Origin of the sequence: Streptomyces sp. NPDC002467, assembly GCF_042889825.1 — a bacterium.
Taxonomy (GTDB): Bacteria; Actinomycetota; Actinomycetes; order Streptomycetales; family Streptomycetaceae; genus Streptomyces.
In genome coordinates this window covers 196274-213246 of record NZ_JBIARJ010000003.1, presented here as the reverse complement: position 1 = coordinate 213246, position 16973 = coordinate 196274, and the positions used below count along the sequence as shown (strand labels likewise).

Sequence of the window (16973 nt, the reverse complement as noted above, 5' to 3'; positions counted from 1 at the left end):
CGGAAAGGCAGAGAGTACCTTCCGTGTACCGGCATTCGGGGGCGGGGTCCGCCGCCGCCGGACAGTTGGCATACTTCGCTCCCGTGGACCAGTTGATCGCAGCAGACCCGACCCGCATCGGCCCGTACCGTTTGATCGCCCGGTTGGGCGAGGGCGGCATGGGGCTGGTCTATCTGGGCCGTTCCGAGGGCGGGCGCACCGTCGCCGTGAAGGTCGTACAGGCCGAGCACGCCGGGCACCCCGAGTTCCGCAGGCGCTTCGCCCGCGAGGTGGCCGCGGCCCGGCGCGTGGGCGGGGACTGGACGGCGGCCGTGCTCGACGCCGATCCGGAGGCCGCCGTGCCGTGGGTGGCGACGCAGTACATCCCGGGGCCGGACCTGCGGACCGTGGTCGCCGAGGACTTCGGGCCGCTGCCCGAGTACTCGGTCCACACGCTCGCCAACCGGCTCGCCGTCGCCCTCCAGGCCGTGCACGGGGCGGGCCTGATCCACCGTGACCTGAAGCCGTCCAACGTGCTCGTCACCGTCGACGGCCCCCGTGTCATCGACTTCGGCATCGCGCGCGCGATGGACAGCCTCACCGGGGACAGCCTGCACACGCGCACCGGCATGCTCATCGGTTCCCCCGGCTTCATGTCCCCGGAACAGGTCCGCGGCCGCGAACTCACCCCGGCCAGCGACGTCTTCTGCCTCGGCGCCGTCCTCGTGTACGCCTCCACCGGAAGGCTCCTGTTCGGCGCCGCCGACTCCGGGCTGAACGCCCACCTCTTCCGGGTCGCGGAGGAGGAACCGGACCTCACCGGAGTCCCGCAGCCGCTGACCGGGCTCGTACGCGCCTGCCTGGAGAAGGACCCGGCCGCGCGGCCCACCCCTCAGGAGGTCGCCGACCGCACGGCGGTGGACCAGGCCGAGGAGTGGCTGCCGGGCACGGTACTGGCACAACTCGGCCGCCGCGCCGCCCGGTTGCTGGACTGGGCCCCCGAGACGCCCGCCGCGGAGCCGATTACGGAGCCCGCCGGCCGGCCCGACCCCCGCATCCCGTCCGTCCCGCGCCAGCACCAGCCGGTGCCGACGCCGCCCCCGTACGCGCCCACGCCCCCTGCCCAGGCGCCCCTCGTCCCCGCGCAGGGCTTCGGGCCTCCTCCGGCCGACCTGGCGGAACCCACGGCCCCGCACCCCAGGCGCTGGTGGGGCCTGGGGGTGGTCGCGCTGACGCAGCTCATCGTCCTGCTCGACGTGATGGGTTTCAACACTGTCCTGCCGAACGTCCAGTCCGATCTCGGGTTCGCGGGCGACGGCGTGAACCCGGTCACCGCCTACGTGCTCGCCTTCAGCGGGCTGCTGCTGCTCGGCGGGCAGCTCTCCGACCTCCTGGGGGCCAAGCGGGCCCTGATCATCGGACTGAGCGGCTTCGCGCTGGCCTCCGTACTGTGCGGCTCGGCCGGCGACCCCGTCCTGCTGATCACCGCGCGCGCCCTGCAGGGTGCCTTCACCGCGCTGCTGGCTCCGTCCGCGCTGTCCCTGGTGTCCACCGGATTCACCGACCCGAGGGAACGCGCCCGGGCCTTCGGGATCTACGGGGCGGTCTCGACGGGCGGCGGGGCGATCGGCCTGCTCGCGGGTGGCTGGCTCGCGGAGGTGGCGTCCTGGCGCGTGTCCCAGTACATCAGCGTCCCGCTCGCGGTCATCGCGCTGATCGGGGCGGCCACCCTGCTGCCGGGCCGCCCTCCCCGTGCCGGTGCCCGCTCCGACTGGCTCGGCGTGCTGCTCGGTTCCGTCGGACTCACCGCCCTGGTCTACGGCAAGGACGAGGCCGGACAGCTCGGCTGGGCGGCTCCCCTGGCCCTGGGTCCGTTCGCGGTGGGCGTCCTCCTGCTCGTGGCCTTCATGTGGCGGCAGACCGCGGCCTCCGGTGCCCTGTCGGCCGGGCCTCTCGGCGGGGACCGCGACCGCCTCGGCTCCATCCTGGTGTTGGCCCTGACCGGCGTGGGGTTCCTGTCCCTGCTCCCCGCGCTCTCCTCCTACATGCAGTACGTCTTCGGCTACGCCCCGGGCATGGTGGGCGTGATGGTCCTGCCGCTGCCCGCCGCGGCCGTGATCGCCGCCACGCAGGTCTCGGCCCGTCTTCAGCACCGCACCGCGCCCCGCGTGCTGATCGTGTCGGGCCTGGTGACCGCCGCGGTCGGACTGGTGATCCTCGGCTTCGTCGACTCCGGCAGCGCGTACGCCGCCCATCTGGTGCCCGGCATGCTGCTCGCCGGTTTCGGCAGCGGCCTGGCCTTCGGTCCGCTCTTCGCCACCGCCACGGCGGGCGTCTCCCCGCAGCGCGCCGGCGCGGCTTCGGCGATCGTCGGCGTGGCGCAGCAGGCGGGCGAGGCGATCGGTGTGGGGCTGCTCGTCGCCGTCATCCGTGCCAGTCTGAGCGCCTCCTCGGAGGACAGCCGGGCCGAGGATCTGATGCGCGGCTACACCGACACCCTCTGGTGGGCGGCCGGCGCCCTGCTGCTGGCGGCGCTGGCCGCCGGACTGCTGGTCAGGGCCCGGGCGCCGAGGGCGGCCGACGTCAACGTGTAGTGGGCGGCGCCGGTTCGAGCGGGTGGACCCGGTCGAACCGGTCGACCGTGAGGGTGCGGGGTGCCTCCGCGGGCGGGCCGGGGAGGCGGAGGGGCGCCCTGCCCGGGGTGATGCTGCCGAGGACCCGGGAGCCCGTGGCGCCCGTGCACTGCGGCAGGGTGCCCGGCAGGCCGTGCAGGGTGAGCCAGCCCAGCACCGCGAAGGCGTACGCCTCCTTGGCGGCGCCGGGCAGCCCGAGCGCGTCCGAGGTGCGCAGTCGTACCCCGGCTCCGAGTTCCTGCCCGAGCGCGGCCATCAGGGCGGGGTTGCGGGTGCCGCCCCCGGAGGCCAGTACCTCCGTGACGCCGAACGGGCGCAGCGCGTCGGCGATCGTACGGGCGGTGAGCCGGGTGAGGGTGGCCAGTACGTCGGGGGCGGGGAGCGGGCCGACCTCGTCCAGGGCCGTCCGTAGATAGCCGGAGTGGAACAGTTCCCGGCCGGTGGTCTTGGGCGCGGGCAGCCCGTAGTACGGCTCGGCGAGCAGCCGGTCGAGCAGCGGCCGGTGGACGGTGCCGCGGGCCGCGAGTCGGCCGTCGGTGTCGTGGTCGAGCCGCCCCTCGGTGAAGTGGCGGGCGGCGGCGTCGAGAAGGGCGTTGCCGGGCCCCGAGTCGAAGGCGGCCGGGGTGCCGTCGGGGGTGAGGACGGTGGCGTTGGCGATGCCGCCCACGTTCAACGCGGCCGGGACGCCCGGGCGTCCGCGCAGCAGCATGCGGTCGATCAGTGCGACGAGGGGTGCGCCCTGCCCGCCGGCGGCGACGTCCCTGGTCCGGAAGCCGGAGACGACGGGCAGGCCGGTCGCCTCCGCGATCCACGCGGGTTCGCCGATCTGGAGCGTGCCGTGCACGCGGCCCGCGTCCGCCCAGTGGAAGACGGTCTGGCCGTGGGAGGCGACCAGTTCGGCCCGCCCCGCGCAGAGCTCGCGATCGGCCCGGACGGCGAGCCGGGCGAAGGCCTGCCCGATGCGGGTGTCGAGGCGGCAGACGTCGGCGAGGGTGGTGCGGCCGGGTGGCAGCGCCGCGGCGAGCGCGGCGCGCGACTCGTCGTCGTACGGTTCGCTGACCATGCCGAGCGGGGTCAGGCGCAGTGCGGTGCCGTCGTGGGTGATGCGGGCGGCCGCGGCGTCGACGGCGTCGCAGGAGGTGCCGGACATCAGGCCGATGACGGTGGTCGGCGTGCCCTCCGGGGCGGGCGGCTCGGGCGGCGGGGTCATCTCAGGGGCCTCAGGTGGTCGTCGGGGCGCAGGGTGAGCAGGGCGGGTACGGCCAGGGCGCAGGCGCCCGCCGCGTAGAGGGCGGGGACGTCCGGGTTGCCGGTGTGCCGTACGAGCGCGGTGACGATGAGGCCCGCGCAGCCGGCGAAGACGGCGTTGGAGAGTGCGTAGGCCAGTCCGAGTCCGGTGCTGCGCACCCGGGTGGGGAACATCTCCGCGAGCAGGGCGGGACCGGGCCCGGCCAGCAGTCCGATCATCGCGCCGGCCGCCGCCAGCAGGAGTGCTTTGGCGGCGACGGGGGTGCCGGGGTCGCGCAGCAGGTGCAGCAGGGGCAGTGCGGTCAGGACGACGAGGAGGCTGCCGGTGAGCATCACGGCCCGGCGGCCCACGCGGTCGCTGAGCGCACCGGCGGGCAGGATCGTGGCGGCGAAGCCGAGGTTGGCGACGAAGCCGGCGGCCAGGGCCTGGCGGAAGCTCGTGCCGAGGGTGGCCTGGAGGTACGAGGGCAGGACGACGAGGAAGGTGTACCCGGCCGCGGACCAGCCCATGATCCGCCCGATGCCGAGCAGGACGGCGCCCGGCATCCCCTTAGGAGCCGGGCCCTCCACTCGGGTCGAGCGTTCCGTGGGCGGAGGCGGAGGCGGAGGCAGTGACGGTGGGGCGGTTTCCGGGAGGCGGAGTCGCAGCCAGAGGGCCACGGCGCCCAGGGGCAGGGCCAGCAGGAAGGGCACGCGCCAGCCCCACGCGTACAAGGCGCTCTCGGGGAGCAGGGTCGCCAGTCCGGCGGCGAGGCCCGCGCCCGTCAGGAGTCCGAGGGCGACGGTGAACGACTGCCAGGCGCCGTGCCGGCCCCGCCGGCCGGGTGGTGCGGTCTCGGTCAGCAGGCTCACGGCGCCGCCGAACTCGCCTCCGGCGGAGAGGCCTTGCAGGCAGCGCAGCAGGGTGAGCGACCAGGGGGCGAGGACGCCGATGGCGGAGTACGCGGGCAGTACGCCGATCAGGGTGGTCGCACCCGTCATGAGGGAGACGGCGAGGACGAGCGCCGGGCGGCGGCCCGCCCGGTCCGCGAGCCGGCCGAAGAGCAGGGCGCCCAGGGGGCGGAAGAAGAAGGCGATGGCGAAGGCGGCGTAGGCCGCGATGAGCGCCTGACCCCCGTCGCCGCCTTCCGGGGTGAAGAAGCGGGAGGCGATGACGGTGGCGAAGGAGCCGTAGACGCCGAACTCGTACCACTCCACGAAATTGCCGACGGATCCGGCGACGAGGGCGTGCCGGACGTTCGACGGTCGGACGTTCGACGGCCGGACGGGCACGGGGGCCGCCGCGGCGGACACCGCGGGCCGGCTGTTCGGGCGGGAAGCGGGACGGGCCACGGTGGCTGGCTGCCCGGGTCGGGCACCGGAGATGCCCGGCGCGGGCGGATTTCAGCGGATCGGCCGCACGGCCGCGCCCCGGGGCGCGCTCGCACCAGGGCGCGGCCGTGCGGCAGTCAGCGCGGGACGGAGCCGGTGATCGCGCGCAGTGCGGTGCGAGCGGCGGCGCACAGCTCGTCGTCCTCCGGTACGGAACGCCATGTCCCGTGCCGGACCGGCCGCTCGTCGGCGTCGAGGAACGCCTTGAGGAAGGGCTCGGCGGGGGCCGCGGGCGGGCCGATCTCGCCCAGGAGCCTCACCGTTTCGATGACCGCCCGGTAGGCGCCGCCGCTCTCGGTGAACGGGGCGACGGCCCGGACGAGCACGGGCACGATCTCGTCGGCCCGTCCGGTGATCCTCCACAGCGCTTCGGAGACGCAGAGCGGCAGCCATCCCTCCCGGTGCGCCGGGAGGAGTTCGCGCAGCCGGTCGACGTACGGGGCGCCCGCCGGCCCCAGTTCCCCCAGCAGGATGGCGGGGTTGTACTGGCCGTACGGCTCACCGAGGCGCGGGAGCAGCAGGGTGAGCGCGGGATCCCGGTCGCCGGTCAGCCGTCCGTACGCGAGCGCGAGGGCACGCGGTGCGAACGACTGGCCCTCGGGCGGGGCGTCCAGCAGTGCGCGCAGCCGTTGCATGGGCGCGGCCCGCGCGGCGGCGGGCCCGATCGCGGCGAGGGCGTCCAGCGCCCACACCGCGCTGTCGGTGTCCAGGAGAGCGATCAGTTCCGGAATGGCGGGGGCGGCGGCCTCACCCCACGACTGCAGGATCCGGCAGAGCGCTCGACGCTCGTCGAGGGTGGAGGCGGTGGCGAGCCGGGCCCGCAGCGCGGGCAGCAGCAGTTCGGCGTGGGCGCCGAGGCCTTCGGCGGTCTCGGTCAGGCTGAGGTCGTACGTCCACCAGCCGTCGGAGTGGGACGAGTTGTACGCGAACCCGAGCCGCTCCCCCGACAGGCGCCGCACCAACGGCGGCACGCACCGCGCGTCACCGAGCCGGGACAGAGCCCATATGGCATGGGTCTGAGCGGGCAGGAACGGCTCGCCCTCGTCCGTCACCATGTCCGCCAGCGAGTCCGCCCAGGGGCGGGCGGCGTGCCCGCACATACCGAGGACGCGGGCGGCGAAGAGCCGGTTGTCGGGCTCGGGGTCGCGGTCGGCGTCGGACAGGAGGCGGGCCACGGCCGGCAGCAGCAGCGGTACGGCGGAACGCCGGCGGCCGAGCATCTCGGCGGCGGCCTGGAGTGCGCCCGCGCGCACGGAGGGGTCCGGGTGCGCGAGCAGTCTCCCGGTCGCCTCCACCCGTCCCGCGTGGTCGTCCCCGAGCAGGCCGAGGGCCCAGACGGCCGTGGTTCTGATCGAGCGGCCACCCGGTGACCACGTGGCCGGATCGCTGCCGAACAGCACCTCGGACACCGTCCGCGCATACGTGTCCTCGCCGTCGTCCTGGCCCGGCAGCGCGCGCCGCAGGGCCTGAACGGTGGCGAGACGGATCGCCGGATCGGCATCGTGGACGAGCTGCCGCAGCCAGTCGAGGGAGCCGTCCCGCCGAGCGTCGGCGTGGGGGACCAACGAACCGACCGCGGCGATGAGTCGGATGCGGGCTTCCCGTTCGCGCTCCACGGTCCACCGTGCCCGCAGCGCCGCGATCACCTCGTCGGCGCGGTGGTGGGCTTCGGCGAGGGTGTCCGCGACGGCGATCCGGGGCGCCGTCGCCGGGTCGTCGAGCAGCGGCAGCAGGTCCGTCACCGCCCGGTCCCAGGCGAGGGGCCAGGTCCGGGTGACGAAGCGGGACGGCGAGGTGTTCGCCGCGTAGGCCAAGGCCCCCACGAACTCCAGGAGTTCACGGCGGACGACCGGCTCGACGGCCGGATCCGCCGCGGCCCGGAGCACGTACGGGAGGGCGGGCGGTGCCGCGGAGTAGACCCCGCCGCCTTGGTGGTGCACGTTGGAGAACAGTTCGTCGACCGCGTCGACGGCCTTTTCCGGCCGGTACAGGTCCCGCAGCAGTCCGGGTACGTCCGTGGCCGTCCCGTAGGCGTGCTCCAGCGCCGCCCAGTGGATGGCGTCGAGCCCCGCGAGAGCGTCGCTCATCAGTGTCCCTCCCCGACCTGCTGTGCACGGTGGCCGCGGCCGCTCCGCCCGGCCTCCGTCACGCCCGGGGGTTCCTCGGAGGAACACGGGGGTGCCCCGAAGCGCGCGAGGCAGTGCCACACCTTCTTGATCGCCTGCGGGTCGTGGGTGCCGGTGCGTGCCGCGTCTCCGACGACACGGGGATCGAGGACGCCGTCGACGGCGATCGTCCGGCCCAACTCGACGTATTCCGGGCCGCGGTAGTCGGGGTGGAGGCCGAGTTCCTCGGTGGTGAGTCGGAAGCCGGAGTGCCATTCCAGGGGGCAGGCCAGAGCCCGGGCGGCCGCTTCCACCTCCGTGCCCCGGTAGCAGGGGTCCAGGACCAGCGCCTCCACATCGTGCTCCAGCCGGACGCGCCCGTGGACCTGCGCCTCGATGTAGTCGTCGAGGGCGTCCTGGGTGTCGGCCCGCGCGAGCTCGACCAACCGCATGCGAGCGGCGACGCCGAAATCCGACGGTTCGAAGACGCTGTCCGGGTAGCAGAACGTCGTCCGCGCCAGGGTCCGCGCGGTCAGCCGGAAGTGCGCGGAGCCGAACCGCGGCGCCGCGCCGACGGGCTTGCGGCGGAAGTTCAGCGCACCGTACACGGGCCGCTCACGATCCGCCGCGTCGTCGTAGGCCCCGTCGAAGATCCGGCTCTCCCAACGCCACCGGTCGCCGCCCGGATACGCAGTCAGTCCTCCGTTGCTCGTCCCCGTCACGAACTGCGAGCGGTAGCCGCCGTCCTCGCCCAGGACCTCCAGGAGCGGCCTGCCGTGTGTCGCCAGGCGGTCCGGATGGAAGTTGAGGGTCACCCGCAACCCGGGGTCCATGGCAGGACCCGACGACAGCTCCGTGACATGACGAAGGGCCCGTTCCTGCGGTGTCCGGAAGACTTCGGCGTTCATCCGCGCAGTCTCCCCCAAGCCGATCACGCGGTGCACATGGATTCTCGCTTCACCGCGCCGGCAGGGGGACCTGAGGACCGCGCCCGCGTCAACGGCCGGACGTTCCACGGGCCTCGGCGGCCGTCATGAACCGGTGCCGCGTCGGTTTCGGTTCCTCGTACAGGGAGCCGAAGTACTCCGTCTGGGCCGTGCCCGTGAGCACGGCCAAGAGGAAGGCCGAGCACCCCGTCTCGTGGTGCTCCCACAGTGGACCGCGCCCCTCGTTGTAGAGCACGGTCCACTCGTGGGGCTGTCGGTCGGGCCTCACCCCCCAGTAGAGGAAGGCGCCCGTGCCCTCCTCGAACGCCCACGGCACGACGCGGGCCCCCGACTCCAGCAACACGGCGGGCTTCTCCTCGAACTCCCACAGTTCGGCGAGGATCTCGTCCCGTTCCGCCCACTGCGCGAGCAGGTCGCAGTCGCCGTCCGCGGAGTCGGGGACCAGCAGCCAGATCGTGTCGCCGAAGATCCCGTCACCGTAGGCCTCGACGAGCTGCTTGTAGTCGGCGGGCAGGGCGGTGCCGAGGGCGCGTTCGGTCTTCGCCCAGTCCACGGCGGGTGGCGGATCGGCGGGTGGCGGGCAGAGCCGGACGAGGGCGTCGACGGCATTGCGGGCGATCATGGAGCAGACACTACTGTCAGCTGCCGGGGATCGCTGTTCGAAGGGGTGCGGCATGGGGGACGACGGGACGGGCGCCGCCGCGGCGGAGCGGATCGAGGAGTTCCGGCGGGAGCTGATCGGCTACTGCTACCGGATGTTGGGGTCGTACGTCGAGGCCGAGGACGCCGTGCAGGAGACGATGGTCCGGGCGTGGCGGAGCATCGACCGTTTCGAAGGCCGGTCGGCTCTGCGGTCGTGGGTGTACCGGATCGCCGGCAACGTCTGCCTGGACGCTCTCGCCTCCGGTAGGCGGCGGGCGCTGCCGATGGATCTGTCGGGGCCGAGCGAGGGCGGCACGCCGCCCGCGCCCGTGGAGGAGTCCGCCCTGTGGGTGGAGCCCTGCCCCGGCGGCGATCCGGAGACGGCCGCGGCGACCGGCGAGTCCGTGCGGCTGGCGTTCGTCGCCGCGTTGCAGCACCTGCCGCCGCGGCAGCGGGCCACGCTGATCCTGCGGGACGTCCTGGGGTTCTCGGCCCAGGAGGTCGCCGACCTGCACGGCTCCACCGTCGCCTCCGCGAACAGCGCCCTGCAGCGGGCCCGCGCCACACTGGCCGTACGTCGCGGGGCGACGGACGCGCAGGCAGGCCGGCCGTACGACGACAGGGTCCGCCGGGTGCTCGCCGAGCGGTACGCGGCGGCCTTCTCCCGGCACGACATGGAGGAGCTGAACATGCTCCTCCACGTCGACGCCACCCTGTGCCTGCCCCCGTACGCGAAGTGGATGCGCGGCGTCCCCGACATCCGGGCCTGGCTGACCGGCCCCGCGATCGGCTGCCGCGGCTCGCGTCTCGTGCCGACGACGGCGAACGGCTCCCCCGCCTTCGGCCAGTACCGCCCCCAGCCGGACGGCGGCACCGGGTACGTGCCCTGGGCCCTTCAAGTCGTCGAGTTCTCGGGCGACCGGATCTCCGGCATCACGGCCTTCCGCGACACCGACCGGCTGTTCCCCCTGTTCGGCCTGCCGGACCGGCTGGGCGAGGACGTCAGGCTCGGCGTTCCCCGCTGAGCGGGAAGGGCTTCAAGCCTGCCCGTCAGGTGTGGACGCGGCTGTTGGCACCGTCGTGGGCGTCGGCGTGCTCGTCGTCGAACCAGTAGTCACCGGCCGCCAGGTAGCGGAACGAGTGCCCGCCGTGGTTGGGCAGCGCGACGGTGGCGGCCCGGGTGCCGTCGCCCCGGGAGGTGAGGGGGTGCGCGGCGGGGTTCCAGTGGTTGAAGTCCCCCACGACGCTGACCGGGCCGTCCGGGGTGTGCTCGGGGAGGACGAAGGTGACCTGGGTGCGACCCTTGAGCGATTTGCGTTCGAGCATCGAAAACTCCCGGCGGTGCAGCGGGACAGAGGAACCCGAACCCTCGCACAGGCATGACCGCCGCCTCCCCGTACACACCGCCGACAGCCCGGCCGTCACCCGCCTGGCCGCCGGATCTCCGCCACGTCCTCCGACTCCGACTCCGCCTCGGACTCGGACTCGGACTCGGAATCGAACCCCGACTCGGACTCCCAGCGCAGCAGATCGCCCGGCTGGCATTCGAGCACCTCGCACAGTGCCGCGAGCGTCGTGAAGCGGACCGCTTTGGCGCGGCCGTTCTTGAGTACCGCCAGGTTGGCGGGAGTGATCCCCACGCGCTCCGCGAGCTCGCCCACGGACATCTTCCGCCGGGCCAGCATCACGTCGATGTCGACGGCGATCGGCATCAGATCACCTCGTCCAGTTCGGCCTGCATCTGCGTCGCCTCGACATCGCGCGCGACGGCCTGGGCGAGCAGCATCCGCAGCACGAGCACGATGAGTGCCACCCCCAGGATGGCGACGCCGACCCCGCCCATGATGACGGTGACACCCGGGTCCTCCCGCTGGCCCGGCGCGTTGACGGCCGTGACGGCGAACCAGAGCAGGGCGGCCGCCACGATCGCGCCGATCACGCCGTCCACGTAGCGGAACGCGGCGTGGGAGAACACGGTTCCGCGTCGCACCATCGACACCAGCCGCCAGACGCAGACCCCGGTGACCTGGGCCGACAGCATGCCCAGGATCGTGATCACGCGCAGAGGTGTCAGCGGGACCGTCCCGTCCTCGGGGTCGTTCCCGCTGATCAACGTCCAGACCATCATCGCCTGTACGAACACGGTGCCGGTGAGCACCACCACCAGCACGGCGCGCAGTGCACCCACCGTCAGCTTGCCCATTGACCCAACCTTCCATCGAGTTACGATGGGAATCTATCGAATTTCGATAGGGGGAGCAAGGGATCCGTCACGTGACAGTGCCGTCCAGGCCGCGGTCAGCCGGGTGACACGGATCCACAGCGCGGAACCACCCTGCGGGGGCTCCCAATGCCAGTCCGGGAGGCGCTCGTCCAGCAGTCGGGTGAACGAGCCGTAGCCGCCGCCCCGCTCACGGGCGCCAGTCGGCCTCCAGGTCGTGGGAGGGGGTCTTGGTGAGCTGGGTCAGGGCCGTGCCGTCCGCACGTACCAGGAAGAGGTGTTCGGGGTCCGCGTCGTCGGCGCCGCCCCTGGTGAAGACCAAGCGGCGTCCGTCCGGAGACCAGGAGGGGTTCTTGTCGTTGAAGCCGTCCGAGGTGATGCCGTGGAGTCCGGTTCCGTCGGGGCGGACGAGGTAGAGGTGGGCGAAACCGGAGGCGTCCACGCGGCTGAAGGCGATCCGGTTGCCGTGTGACCAGTCGGGGGTCCCGTCATGGGAGTCGGGCCCCGTGACCGCCGTCTGCACCAGGGTGGACAGCCGGATCTTCATCACCCTGCTGTGCCCGGCCGCGTCCGCGCGGCTGAACGCCAGGTAGGTGCCGTCCGGGGACCAGGTCGGGTGGAGGTCGTCCGCGGCGTTGTGGGTGAGGCGGGTGGCGGGAGTGCCGTCGACGTCCGCCACGTAGATCTCGCGCTGGGCACCGACCGGCTTGGCGTAGGCGATCCGCTTGCCGTCCGGGGACCACGCCGGGTCGGAGGCGCCCTTCGTGCCGGGGACGGGCTTCGGATCGCCGCCCGTGGCGGTCATCGTCCAGATCCCGTCGACGGCGCCACCGGATCCGTAGCGGACGAACGCCACCCTCTTGCCGTCCGGGGACCAGCTGGGCATCACGTCGCTGACGGAGGGGGTGTGGGTGAGCTTCCCCGGCGTGCCGCCACTGGGGGAGATCGCGTAGAGGTCTTCCGTGGGCGCCGCCATCGTGTAGCGGGCGAAGACGATCGTGCGGTCCCCCGTCACCCCCGCCTCACCGGCGGCGCCGAGCGTCAGTGGAACGGTCAGGGAGACCGCCATGGCGCAGAGCGCCGCCCGGCGGTGGCGCGCGGTGCGGTTCACGCCGGTTCCGCGCGGCATTCCGGTGGCTCTGCCCTCGTCGGCGGCACCGTGCTGATGACGTGTCAGGTTGCCCATCCCGATCCCCCCTGCGGCCTGCGGCAGGCCGCTTCGACCCGCAAACATCCCACCGATGGGCCGTGGGGGGAAGCAAGCGCGTGCGCGCGGGGCGGATGGGGTTCGAATCCGATCGAGGCGGCTCCGCGGCCGCGTCGACCGTCATTGTTCGCACCGGACGAGTAGAAGGGATGACGAACCGCCAACCCCCGGCGTTCCGAGACGAGGAGCACCATGTCGCACGCCCGGCCCGCTCTGCGCCGCCCGGAGGGCGGGCTCGCTCTCGTCCTGGCATTGGTGGCTGCCGCCGCCGTCTTCGTCGCCGTGTTCCTGTTCGGCCGGACGAACACGCCGGACTACACCGCGACGCTGTTCGGCCGGGCGGACGCCGATGCCCTGCGCCTCAAGGCACGGCTCGCCACCGGCGTCCTGGTCCTGGCCGCCCTGCAACTGCTGCTGGCGCTGTGGATGTACGGGCGGCTGCCCGGGGCGCGTCGGGTGCCGGGCCCGGTGCCGATCACCCACCGGATCGTGGGTGTGCTGCTGTTCGCCCTGACCGTCCCGATCGCGGTGCACTGCGTCCGGGCGTACGGCGTACAGCTGACCGGCTCGCGCGCGGCGGTGCACTCGATCGCGGGGTGCTTCTTCTACGGGGCGTTCGCCGCGAAGGTCCTGCTGGTGCACAGCCGCCGCCTGCCGGGCTGGGCGCTGCCCCTGGCCGGGGGCGCGCTGGTGGTCGCCGTGGTGGTCCTCTGGTACTCGAGCGCACTGTGGCACTTCAACGGCGACAGCGTGCCGGTGCTGTCGGTCGGGTGACGGCACCGGCACGGCGGTGGCAGGGGGTCAGCTGCCGCCCGGTTGGAGGGAACCGTTGACGGTGAGCCGGTAGGGGGCCGGGGCCTTGATCGTCTCGGTGGGTTCGTAGTGGTCGACGATGGCGAAGACCGTTTCGGCCCTGGTGCCCAGCAGGCGGTGCAGTCGGCGTTCGTCGAGGGCCGCGTGGCGGTCGGCGTCGAGGGGGACGTCGGCGGTCCAGGCGCGCTTGTGGTCACCGGTGTAGGCGACGAGGCGCAGACCGATGCCGGGGATCTTGTGGATCTGGTGGTTGCTGATCGTCTGCCAGCCGTTGAGGCTCGTGCCGTCGGACACGAGGGTGGAGCCGGACCTGATGTTGTCGATCCACAGGCCGGCCTCGGCGAAGGAGGCGTCGGTGAGGTAGCGGAAGGCGACGAGCACGGTCTGGCCGGCGAGGTCGGAGAGGTCGATGCTCTGGTGGGTCCAGCCGCCGGAGTCGCCGTTGAAACCGGGCAGCAGGGCTGCGATCCCGGCTTCGGCGTCGCCGCTCAGGGTGGTCGTCATGCCGGCGCTGCGGCGCGAGGCGAAGGTGGCTCCCCCGTCGGTGGAGACCTGGACCGCGCCGAGGTCGTAGCCCTGTTCGATATCCCAGCGGGCGTCGAAGGAGAGGGTGGGGTCGGCCGGGTCGACGGTGATCGCGCGGACGATGCTGCGGTCGAGGCTGTTTTGCGCGGGGCCGGAGTAGAGGGCGGGGTCGCCGGACGCGTGACCGTCCGGGTCGACGGTCCACTCCACCGGGTTCGCCGGGTAGTCGGCGGGCGAGTCGAAGCTCAGCGATCGGAGCGCGGCCGCGGTCAGGGGACCGCCGGAGGCATCACGCAGGCGGACGAAATCGGCGCCGTTGGAGGGGGCTCCGGGGCGGTCGTAGGCGAAGGGGCTGTCGAGGTTGACCGTGGAGTGCAGGGGCTTCGCCCGGAAGCGGCGCGGGTCGGCGCCGGTGAGTTCGGCGCCGTCGTCGAGGATCCCGTCGAGGGCCACGGTGGTGGACCAGTCGCGCAGGAGGGCGAAGGGGTCCTCGTGGGCGCCGTGCCGAGCGAGGGTCTTGGCGAGGCGGTCGGAGCCGGAGCCGCCGCCTTCGAAGAGCAGGTCCCTGATGAAGGCGTGTCCGTAGCGTTCGGCGAGGGTGTGGATCATTGTCTCGGAGGCGCCGTAGTCGCACAGGAAGCTCTGGCCCGGGTCGCCCCAGACGCTGAGGGAGTTCTCGGGGCCTCCGTTGCGGTCGCTGTAGGCGTCGGTGTAGCCCGCCGGGAACATGGCCCGCTGGCGACCCTGGAAGCAGCCGATCTTGAGGTTCTTGAGGGCGTCCTGCCTCCGGTCGTCGTAGCCGACCAGCCATCTGGCCCATTCGGCCACGCCCTCGATGGTCCAGGCGGCACCCTGGGCGTCCTTCGCCCCGCTGTACCAGAGCACGTGGTTGTACTCGTGGGCCAGGAGGCCCTCGATGTAGTTCGGCATCGGGAAGCCCTCCCAGATGCGGCACGGGGCCGGACCCAGGTTGGCCGGCTCGGCGCCGAGCATGGTCTTCCAGCCCGCGGCCTCGATGATGAGGATGTTGCGGTCCACCGCCTCCACGTCGTCGCTGAGGAACTCCCCACCGGCCGAGATGTTGTCGACGAGTACGACGACCCGGTCGCCCTTGCCGCGCCAGGCGTCCGCCGGGATGGCCGGGTCGAGCAGTTCCGGTTTGGCGTGGCTCCCGTCGCGCGGCTTCGGGACCCCGAACACCTTGGCCTCGCGCGGGCGGATCACGCGCTCGAACTGTTCGCCCAGATGGCGCAGCTGCCGGTCGGTGACCACGAGGTCGTCGGCGTTGGAGGTACTGCAGTCGTCGGTGTCCACCCGCAGGTCACCGGTGGGTACCCAGAACTCGGCGTGCGGGCTGAGGGAGCGCAGCCGGAACTCCCGCAGCACGGTCTGACCCGAGAAGTCGATGGTGGGCCAGGAGCGGAGCGTACCGACGACCGCCTCACCGCCCCCGTACCGGCCGGCCTTCGCCTGCTCGGACAGCCGGGGGGAATGGCGCCGCTTGTGGTGCGCCGAGTGACCGTCGTGGCCCCCGCGCTCGCGCGCATCCGGGGCCGACCGGGACAGGGATTGGGGCTGGGGCTGATGTTGGGCCTGGGCCGGATCGGGTGGTGGCAACCACGCCACCAGGAGTGCGATCAGAACCAGGGACCACCATGCGGCTCGCGTGTTCGCCGTGGTCGGGGGAGGCCGGCGCATCTGTCTTCTTCCGGAGAAGTGGATGATGCGGAAAGCTAGCGAAACCCGATATTTCTCCCGGGCATGTCGCGCGGGGCGTGTCATGCGGGACATGTCGTGCGGGGCGTGCCATGCGGGCACTGGAGGAGGCGGGATCCGCAAGCGAGGCGCCGGCCGCGGCCCGACGGTTGACGTGCGGTCAGTCGCCGCGCGGCGCCTCGCCCTGTGCGATCTCGACCTTCTGGTGCAGGCTCACGAGCCCGGCCGTGGTTCCCGCGAGGGTCGCGGCCGAGACCGCGAGGAGAAGAAAGGCCGCGGCGACCGCCTGCCCACGTCGAGGAGCCGTCGGCTGGAGGAGGGCGCGCACGCGCTGCGGTACGGGGCCGCCCGCGGCTCCCGCGGCGAAGGAGGGGCGGGTCGCCCCGCCGGTGCTCCCGGCGAGGGCCGCGCGGCCGATGGCCCGGGCCGTCAGGGTGCGGTCGCCGACCGCGCTCGCCGCGGATTCGTCGGCGACGCGTTCGACCGCCAGCCCGATGGCGTCACGCAGTCCGCGCAGGGCGGGATGGCAGCGGGCGGCGAGATCGGCGGCGGCGAGGAAGTAGTGGTGACGGCCCGCCAGGTGGGCCCGTTCGTGGGCGAGGAGCGCCTCCCGCTCCGGTCCGTCCAGCGTGCGCAGCATGCCGGAGGTCACGACGACGCGCCCCGGGTTCCCCGGGAGGGCGTATGCGTCCGCATCGGGGCGGTCCAGGATGCTGAGGTCCCCGGCGGAGGACGCGTGCCGCAGTTGCGCGTGCGCGGCGCGGTACTGGCGGAGCTGGCGCGATGCCGACCGGGTGACGGCGCAGGCGCATACGGACAGCGCCCCGACGGCGAGGGCGGTGACCGGATAGGCGACCGCGGCCGGTTCGACGTTCCAGGGGTGGACCAGGTGGCCGAGACGGGCCACGGCGGGCACGGTGAGCGCGCCCGCGAGGAGCAGGCCTCCCAGGGCCGCGAGCCATCCGGCCGCCAGCACGCACGCCGTCGCGGTCAGCGCCCACATCGCGGCCACGGGCCCCATGCGGGGAGGGGCCTCGCGCACGAGCCCGGGCGCGGCGAACGGCATCAGCACCGGCACGAGGAGCGCGGCGATCACCGCCCGCTACCCCCCTCCAGGAGGTCGCGCAGTATGCGCTCGTCCTCGGGACCGAGGTCCGAGACGAACCGGGCCAGCACGGTCCGTCGGTCGCTGTCCTTGTCGAGCTCGTGGTGCATGCGACGGGCGGTCAGGCCGTGGGCGTCCCGCACGGGGAAGTACGCGAATCCGCGGCCGGAGCGCTCCCGGCCCACCGTCCCCTTCTCGTAGAGGCGGGAGAGGATCGTGGTCACCGTCGTACGGGCCAGCACGACGTCCAGGCCGCGCTGCACCTGTCCGGCGGTGCGGGGGCCGTCGGCCGCCCACAGCGCCGCGAGCACGCTCGCCTCCAGCTCCCCCGCCCCCCTGCGCTCGGCAGCACCCTCCACCACGGCGTCCCCCTCGTCTCCTGATCGTCTACAGTTCAGTAGACCGTCTACACGATTGTAGTCGATCCATGCATCGCCGCTGCCGCAGGCAGCCGGACCGAT

General features: G+C 73.3%; 15 protein-coding genes. 3 read left to right on the top strand and 12 right to left on the bottom strand.

Annotated elements, in window-relative coordinates:
- Window positions 1-83: 83 nt before the first annotated feature.
- The gene (locus ACFYYJ_RS07385) at window positions 84-2573 is read left to right on the top strand and encodes an MFS transporter (protein ID WP_389129501.1); all 2490 of its coding nucleotides are present in this window, start codon (window positions 84-86) and stop codon (window positions 2571-2573) included.
- On the opposite strand, the gene ACFYYJ_RS07380 is transcribed toward ACFYYJ_RS07385, so the two are convergent.
- From ACFYYJ_RS07380 to ACFYYJ_RS07360, 5 genes are all read right to left on the bottom strand, one after another.
- Entirely contained in the window at window positions 2563-3822 is a 1260-nt protein-coding gene (locus ACFYYJ_RS07380) for an anhydro-N-acetylmuramic acid kinase (RefSeq protein WP_389129498.1), read from the bottom strand. The genes ACFYYJ_RS07385 and ACFYYJ_RS07380 overlap by 11 nt on opposite strands.
- Window positions 3819-5132: an MFS transporter gene (locus ACFYYJ_RS07375; RefSeq protein WP_389130489.1), complete on the bottom strand. Its 1314-nt coding sequence runs from the start codon at window positions 5130-5132 to the stop codon at window positions 3819-3821. Before ACFYYJ_RS07375 ends, ACFYYJ_RS07380 begins: the two co-directional genes overlap by 4 nt.
- Before the next feature lie 176 nt (window positions 5133-5308).
- Window positions 5309-7318: a hypothetical protein gene (locus tag ACFYYJ_RS07370; protein WP_389129496.1), complete on the bottom strand. Its 2010-nt coding sequence runs from the start codon at window positions 7316-7318 to the stop codon at window positions 5309-5311.
- The gene (locus ACFYYJ_RS07365; protein ID WP_389129494.1) at window positions 7318-8244 is read right to left on the bottom strand and encodes a DUF3626 domain-containing protein; all 927 of its coding nucleotides are present in this window, start codon (window positions 8242-8244) and stop codon (window positions 7318-7320) included. Before ACFYYJ_RS07365 ends, ACFYYJ_RS07370 begins: the two co-directional genes overlap by 1 nt.
- A gap of 88 nt (window positions 8245-8332) precedes the next feature.
- The gene (locus tag ACFYYJ_RS07360) at window positions 8333-8905 is read right to left on the bottom strand and encodes an SMI1/KNR4 family protein (RefSeq protein ID WP_389129491.1); all 573 of its coding nucleotides are present in this window, start codon (window positions 8903-8905) and stop codon (window positions 8333-8335) included.
- A gap of 52 nt (window positions 8906-8957) precedes the next feature.
- Here ACFYYJ_RS07360 and ACFYYJ_RS07355 point away from each other — a divergent pair, with 52 nt between their 5' ends.
- The gene (locus ACFYYJ_RS07355) at window positions 8958-9950 is read left to right on the top strand and encodes a sigma-70 family RNA polymerase sigma factor (RefSeq protein WP_389129488.1); all 993 of its coding nucleotides are present in this window, start codon (window positions 8958-8960) and stop codon (window positions 9948-9950) included.
- Between the two features lie 25 nt (window positions 9951-9975).
- On the opposite strand, the gene ACFYYJ_RS07350 is transcribed toward ACFYYJ_RS07355, so the two are convergent.
- The 4 genes from ACFYYJ_RS07350 to ACFYYJ_RS07335 form a co-directional block, all read right to left on the bottom strand.
- Window positions 9976-10251, bottom strand: a complete 276-nt coding sequence (locus ACFYYJ_RS07350) for an isoamylase early set domain-containing protein (protein WP_384755568.1) — start codon at window positions 10249-10251, stop codon at window positions 9976-9978.
- 95 nt (window positions 10252-10346) lie between these two features.
- Window positions 10347-10637, bottom strand: coding sequence for a helix-turn-helix domain-containing protein (locus ACFYYJ_RS07345; RefSeq protein ID WP_389129484.1), 291 nt, complete (start codon window positions 10635-10637; stop codon window positions 10347-10349).
- On the bottom strand, window positions 10637-11128 hold the full coding sequence (locus ACFYYJ_RS07340) for a DUF2975 domain-containing protein (protein ID WP_385128252.1): 492 nt from the start codon (window positions 11126-11128) through the stop codon (window positions 10637-10639). The genes ACFYYJ_RS07345 and ACFYYJ_RS07340 overlap by 1 nt, the downstream gene beginning before the upstream one ends.
- A 208-nt stretch (window positions 11129-11336) precedes the next feature.
- On the bottom strand, window positions 11337-12257 hold the full coding sequence (locus ACFYYJ_RS07335) for a hypothetical protein (protein WP_389129480.1): 921 nt from the start codon (window positions 12255-12257) through the stop codon (window positions 11337-11339).
- A gap of 288 nt (window positions 12258-12545) precedes the next feature.
- On the opposite strand from ACFYYJ_RS07335, the gene ACFYYJ_RS07330 reads away from it, so the two are divergent.
- Complete coding sequence (locus tag ACFYYJ_RS07330; RefSeq protein ID WP_389129477.1) at window positions 12546-13127, top strand: DUF6529 family protein; 582 nt, start codon at window positions 12546-12548, stop codon at window positions 13125-13127.
- Between the two features lie 27 nt (window positions 13128-13154).
- On the opposite strand, the gene ACFYYJ_RS07325 is transcribed toward ACFYYJ_RS07330, so the two are convergent.
- From ACFYYJ_RS07325 to ACFYYJ_RS07315, 3 genes are all read right to left on the bottom strand, one after another.
- Window positions 13155-15389, bottom strand: a complete 2235-nt coding sequence (locus ACFYYJ_RS07325) for a choice-of-anchor J domain-containing protein (protein ID WP_389129474.1) — start codon at window positions 15387-15389, stop codon at window positions 13155-13157.
- A 178-nt stretch (window positions 15390-15567) separates the two neighbouring features.
- Window positions 15568-16503, bottom strand: coding sequence for a M56 family metallopeptidase (locus ACFYYJ_RS07320; protein WP_389129471.1), 936 nt, complete (start codon window positions 16501-16503; stop codon window positions 15568-15570).
- Entirely contained in the window at window positions 16500-16874 is a 375-nt protein-coding gene (locus ACFYYJ_RS07315; protein WP_389129468.1) for a BlaI/MecI/CopY family transcriptional regulator, read from the bottom strand. Before ACFYYJ_RS07315 ends, ACFYYJ_RS07320 begins: the two co-directional genes overlap by 4 nt.
- Between the last annotated feature and the right edge of the window lie 99 nt (window positions 16875-16973).

What these genes read in the sequence shown, in the direction of transcription:
- ACFYYJ_RS07350 (WP_384755568.1), bottom strand. Translation starts at nt 10,251, where the DNA reads ATGCTCGAACGCAAATCGCTCAAGGGTCGCACCCAGGTCACCTTCGTC.
- ACFYYJ_RS07345 (WP_389129484.1), bottom strand. Translation starts at nt 10,637, where the DNA reads ATGCCGATCGCCGTCGACATCGACGTGATGCTGGCCCGGCGGAAGATG.
- ACFYYJ_RS07380 (WP_389129498.1), bottom strand. Translation starts at nt 3,822, where the DNA reads ATGACCCCGCCGCCCGAGCCGCCCGCCCCGGAGGGCACGCCGACCACC.
- ACFYYJ_RS07355 (WP_389129488.1), top strand. Translation starts at nt 8,958, where the DNA reads ATGGGGGACGACGGGACGGGCGCCGCCGCGGCGGAGCGGATCGAGGAG.
- ACFYYJ_RS07360 (WP_389129491.1), bottom strand. Translation starts at nt 8,905, where the DNA reads ATGATCGCCCGCAATGCCGTCGACGCCCTCGTCCGGCTCTGCCCGCCA.
- ACFYYJ_RS07330 (WP_389129477.1), top strand. Translation starts at nt 12,546, where the DNA reads ATGTCGCACGCCCGGCCCGCTCTGCGCCGCCCGGAGGGCGGGCTCGCT.
- ACFYYJ_RS07365 (WP_389129494.1), bottom strand. Translation starts at nt 8,244, where the DNA reads ATGAACGCCGAAGTCTTCCGGACACCGCAGGAACGGGCCCTTCGTCAT.
- ACFYYJ_RS07370 (WP_389129496.1), bottom strand. Translation starts at nt 7,318, where the DNA reads ATGAGCGACGCTCTCGCGGGGCTCGACGCCATCCACTGGGCGGCGCTG.
- ACFYYJ_RS07340 (WP_385128252.1), bottom strand. Translation starts at nt 11,128, where the DNA reads ATGGGCAAGCTGACGGTGGGTGCACTGCGCGCCGTGCTGGTGGTGGTG.
- ACFYYJ_RS07325 (WP_389129474.1), bottom strand. Translation starts at nt 15,389, where the DNA reads ATGCGCCGGCCTCCCCCGACCACGGCGAACACGCGAGCCGCATGGTGG.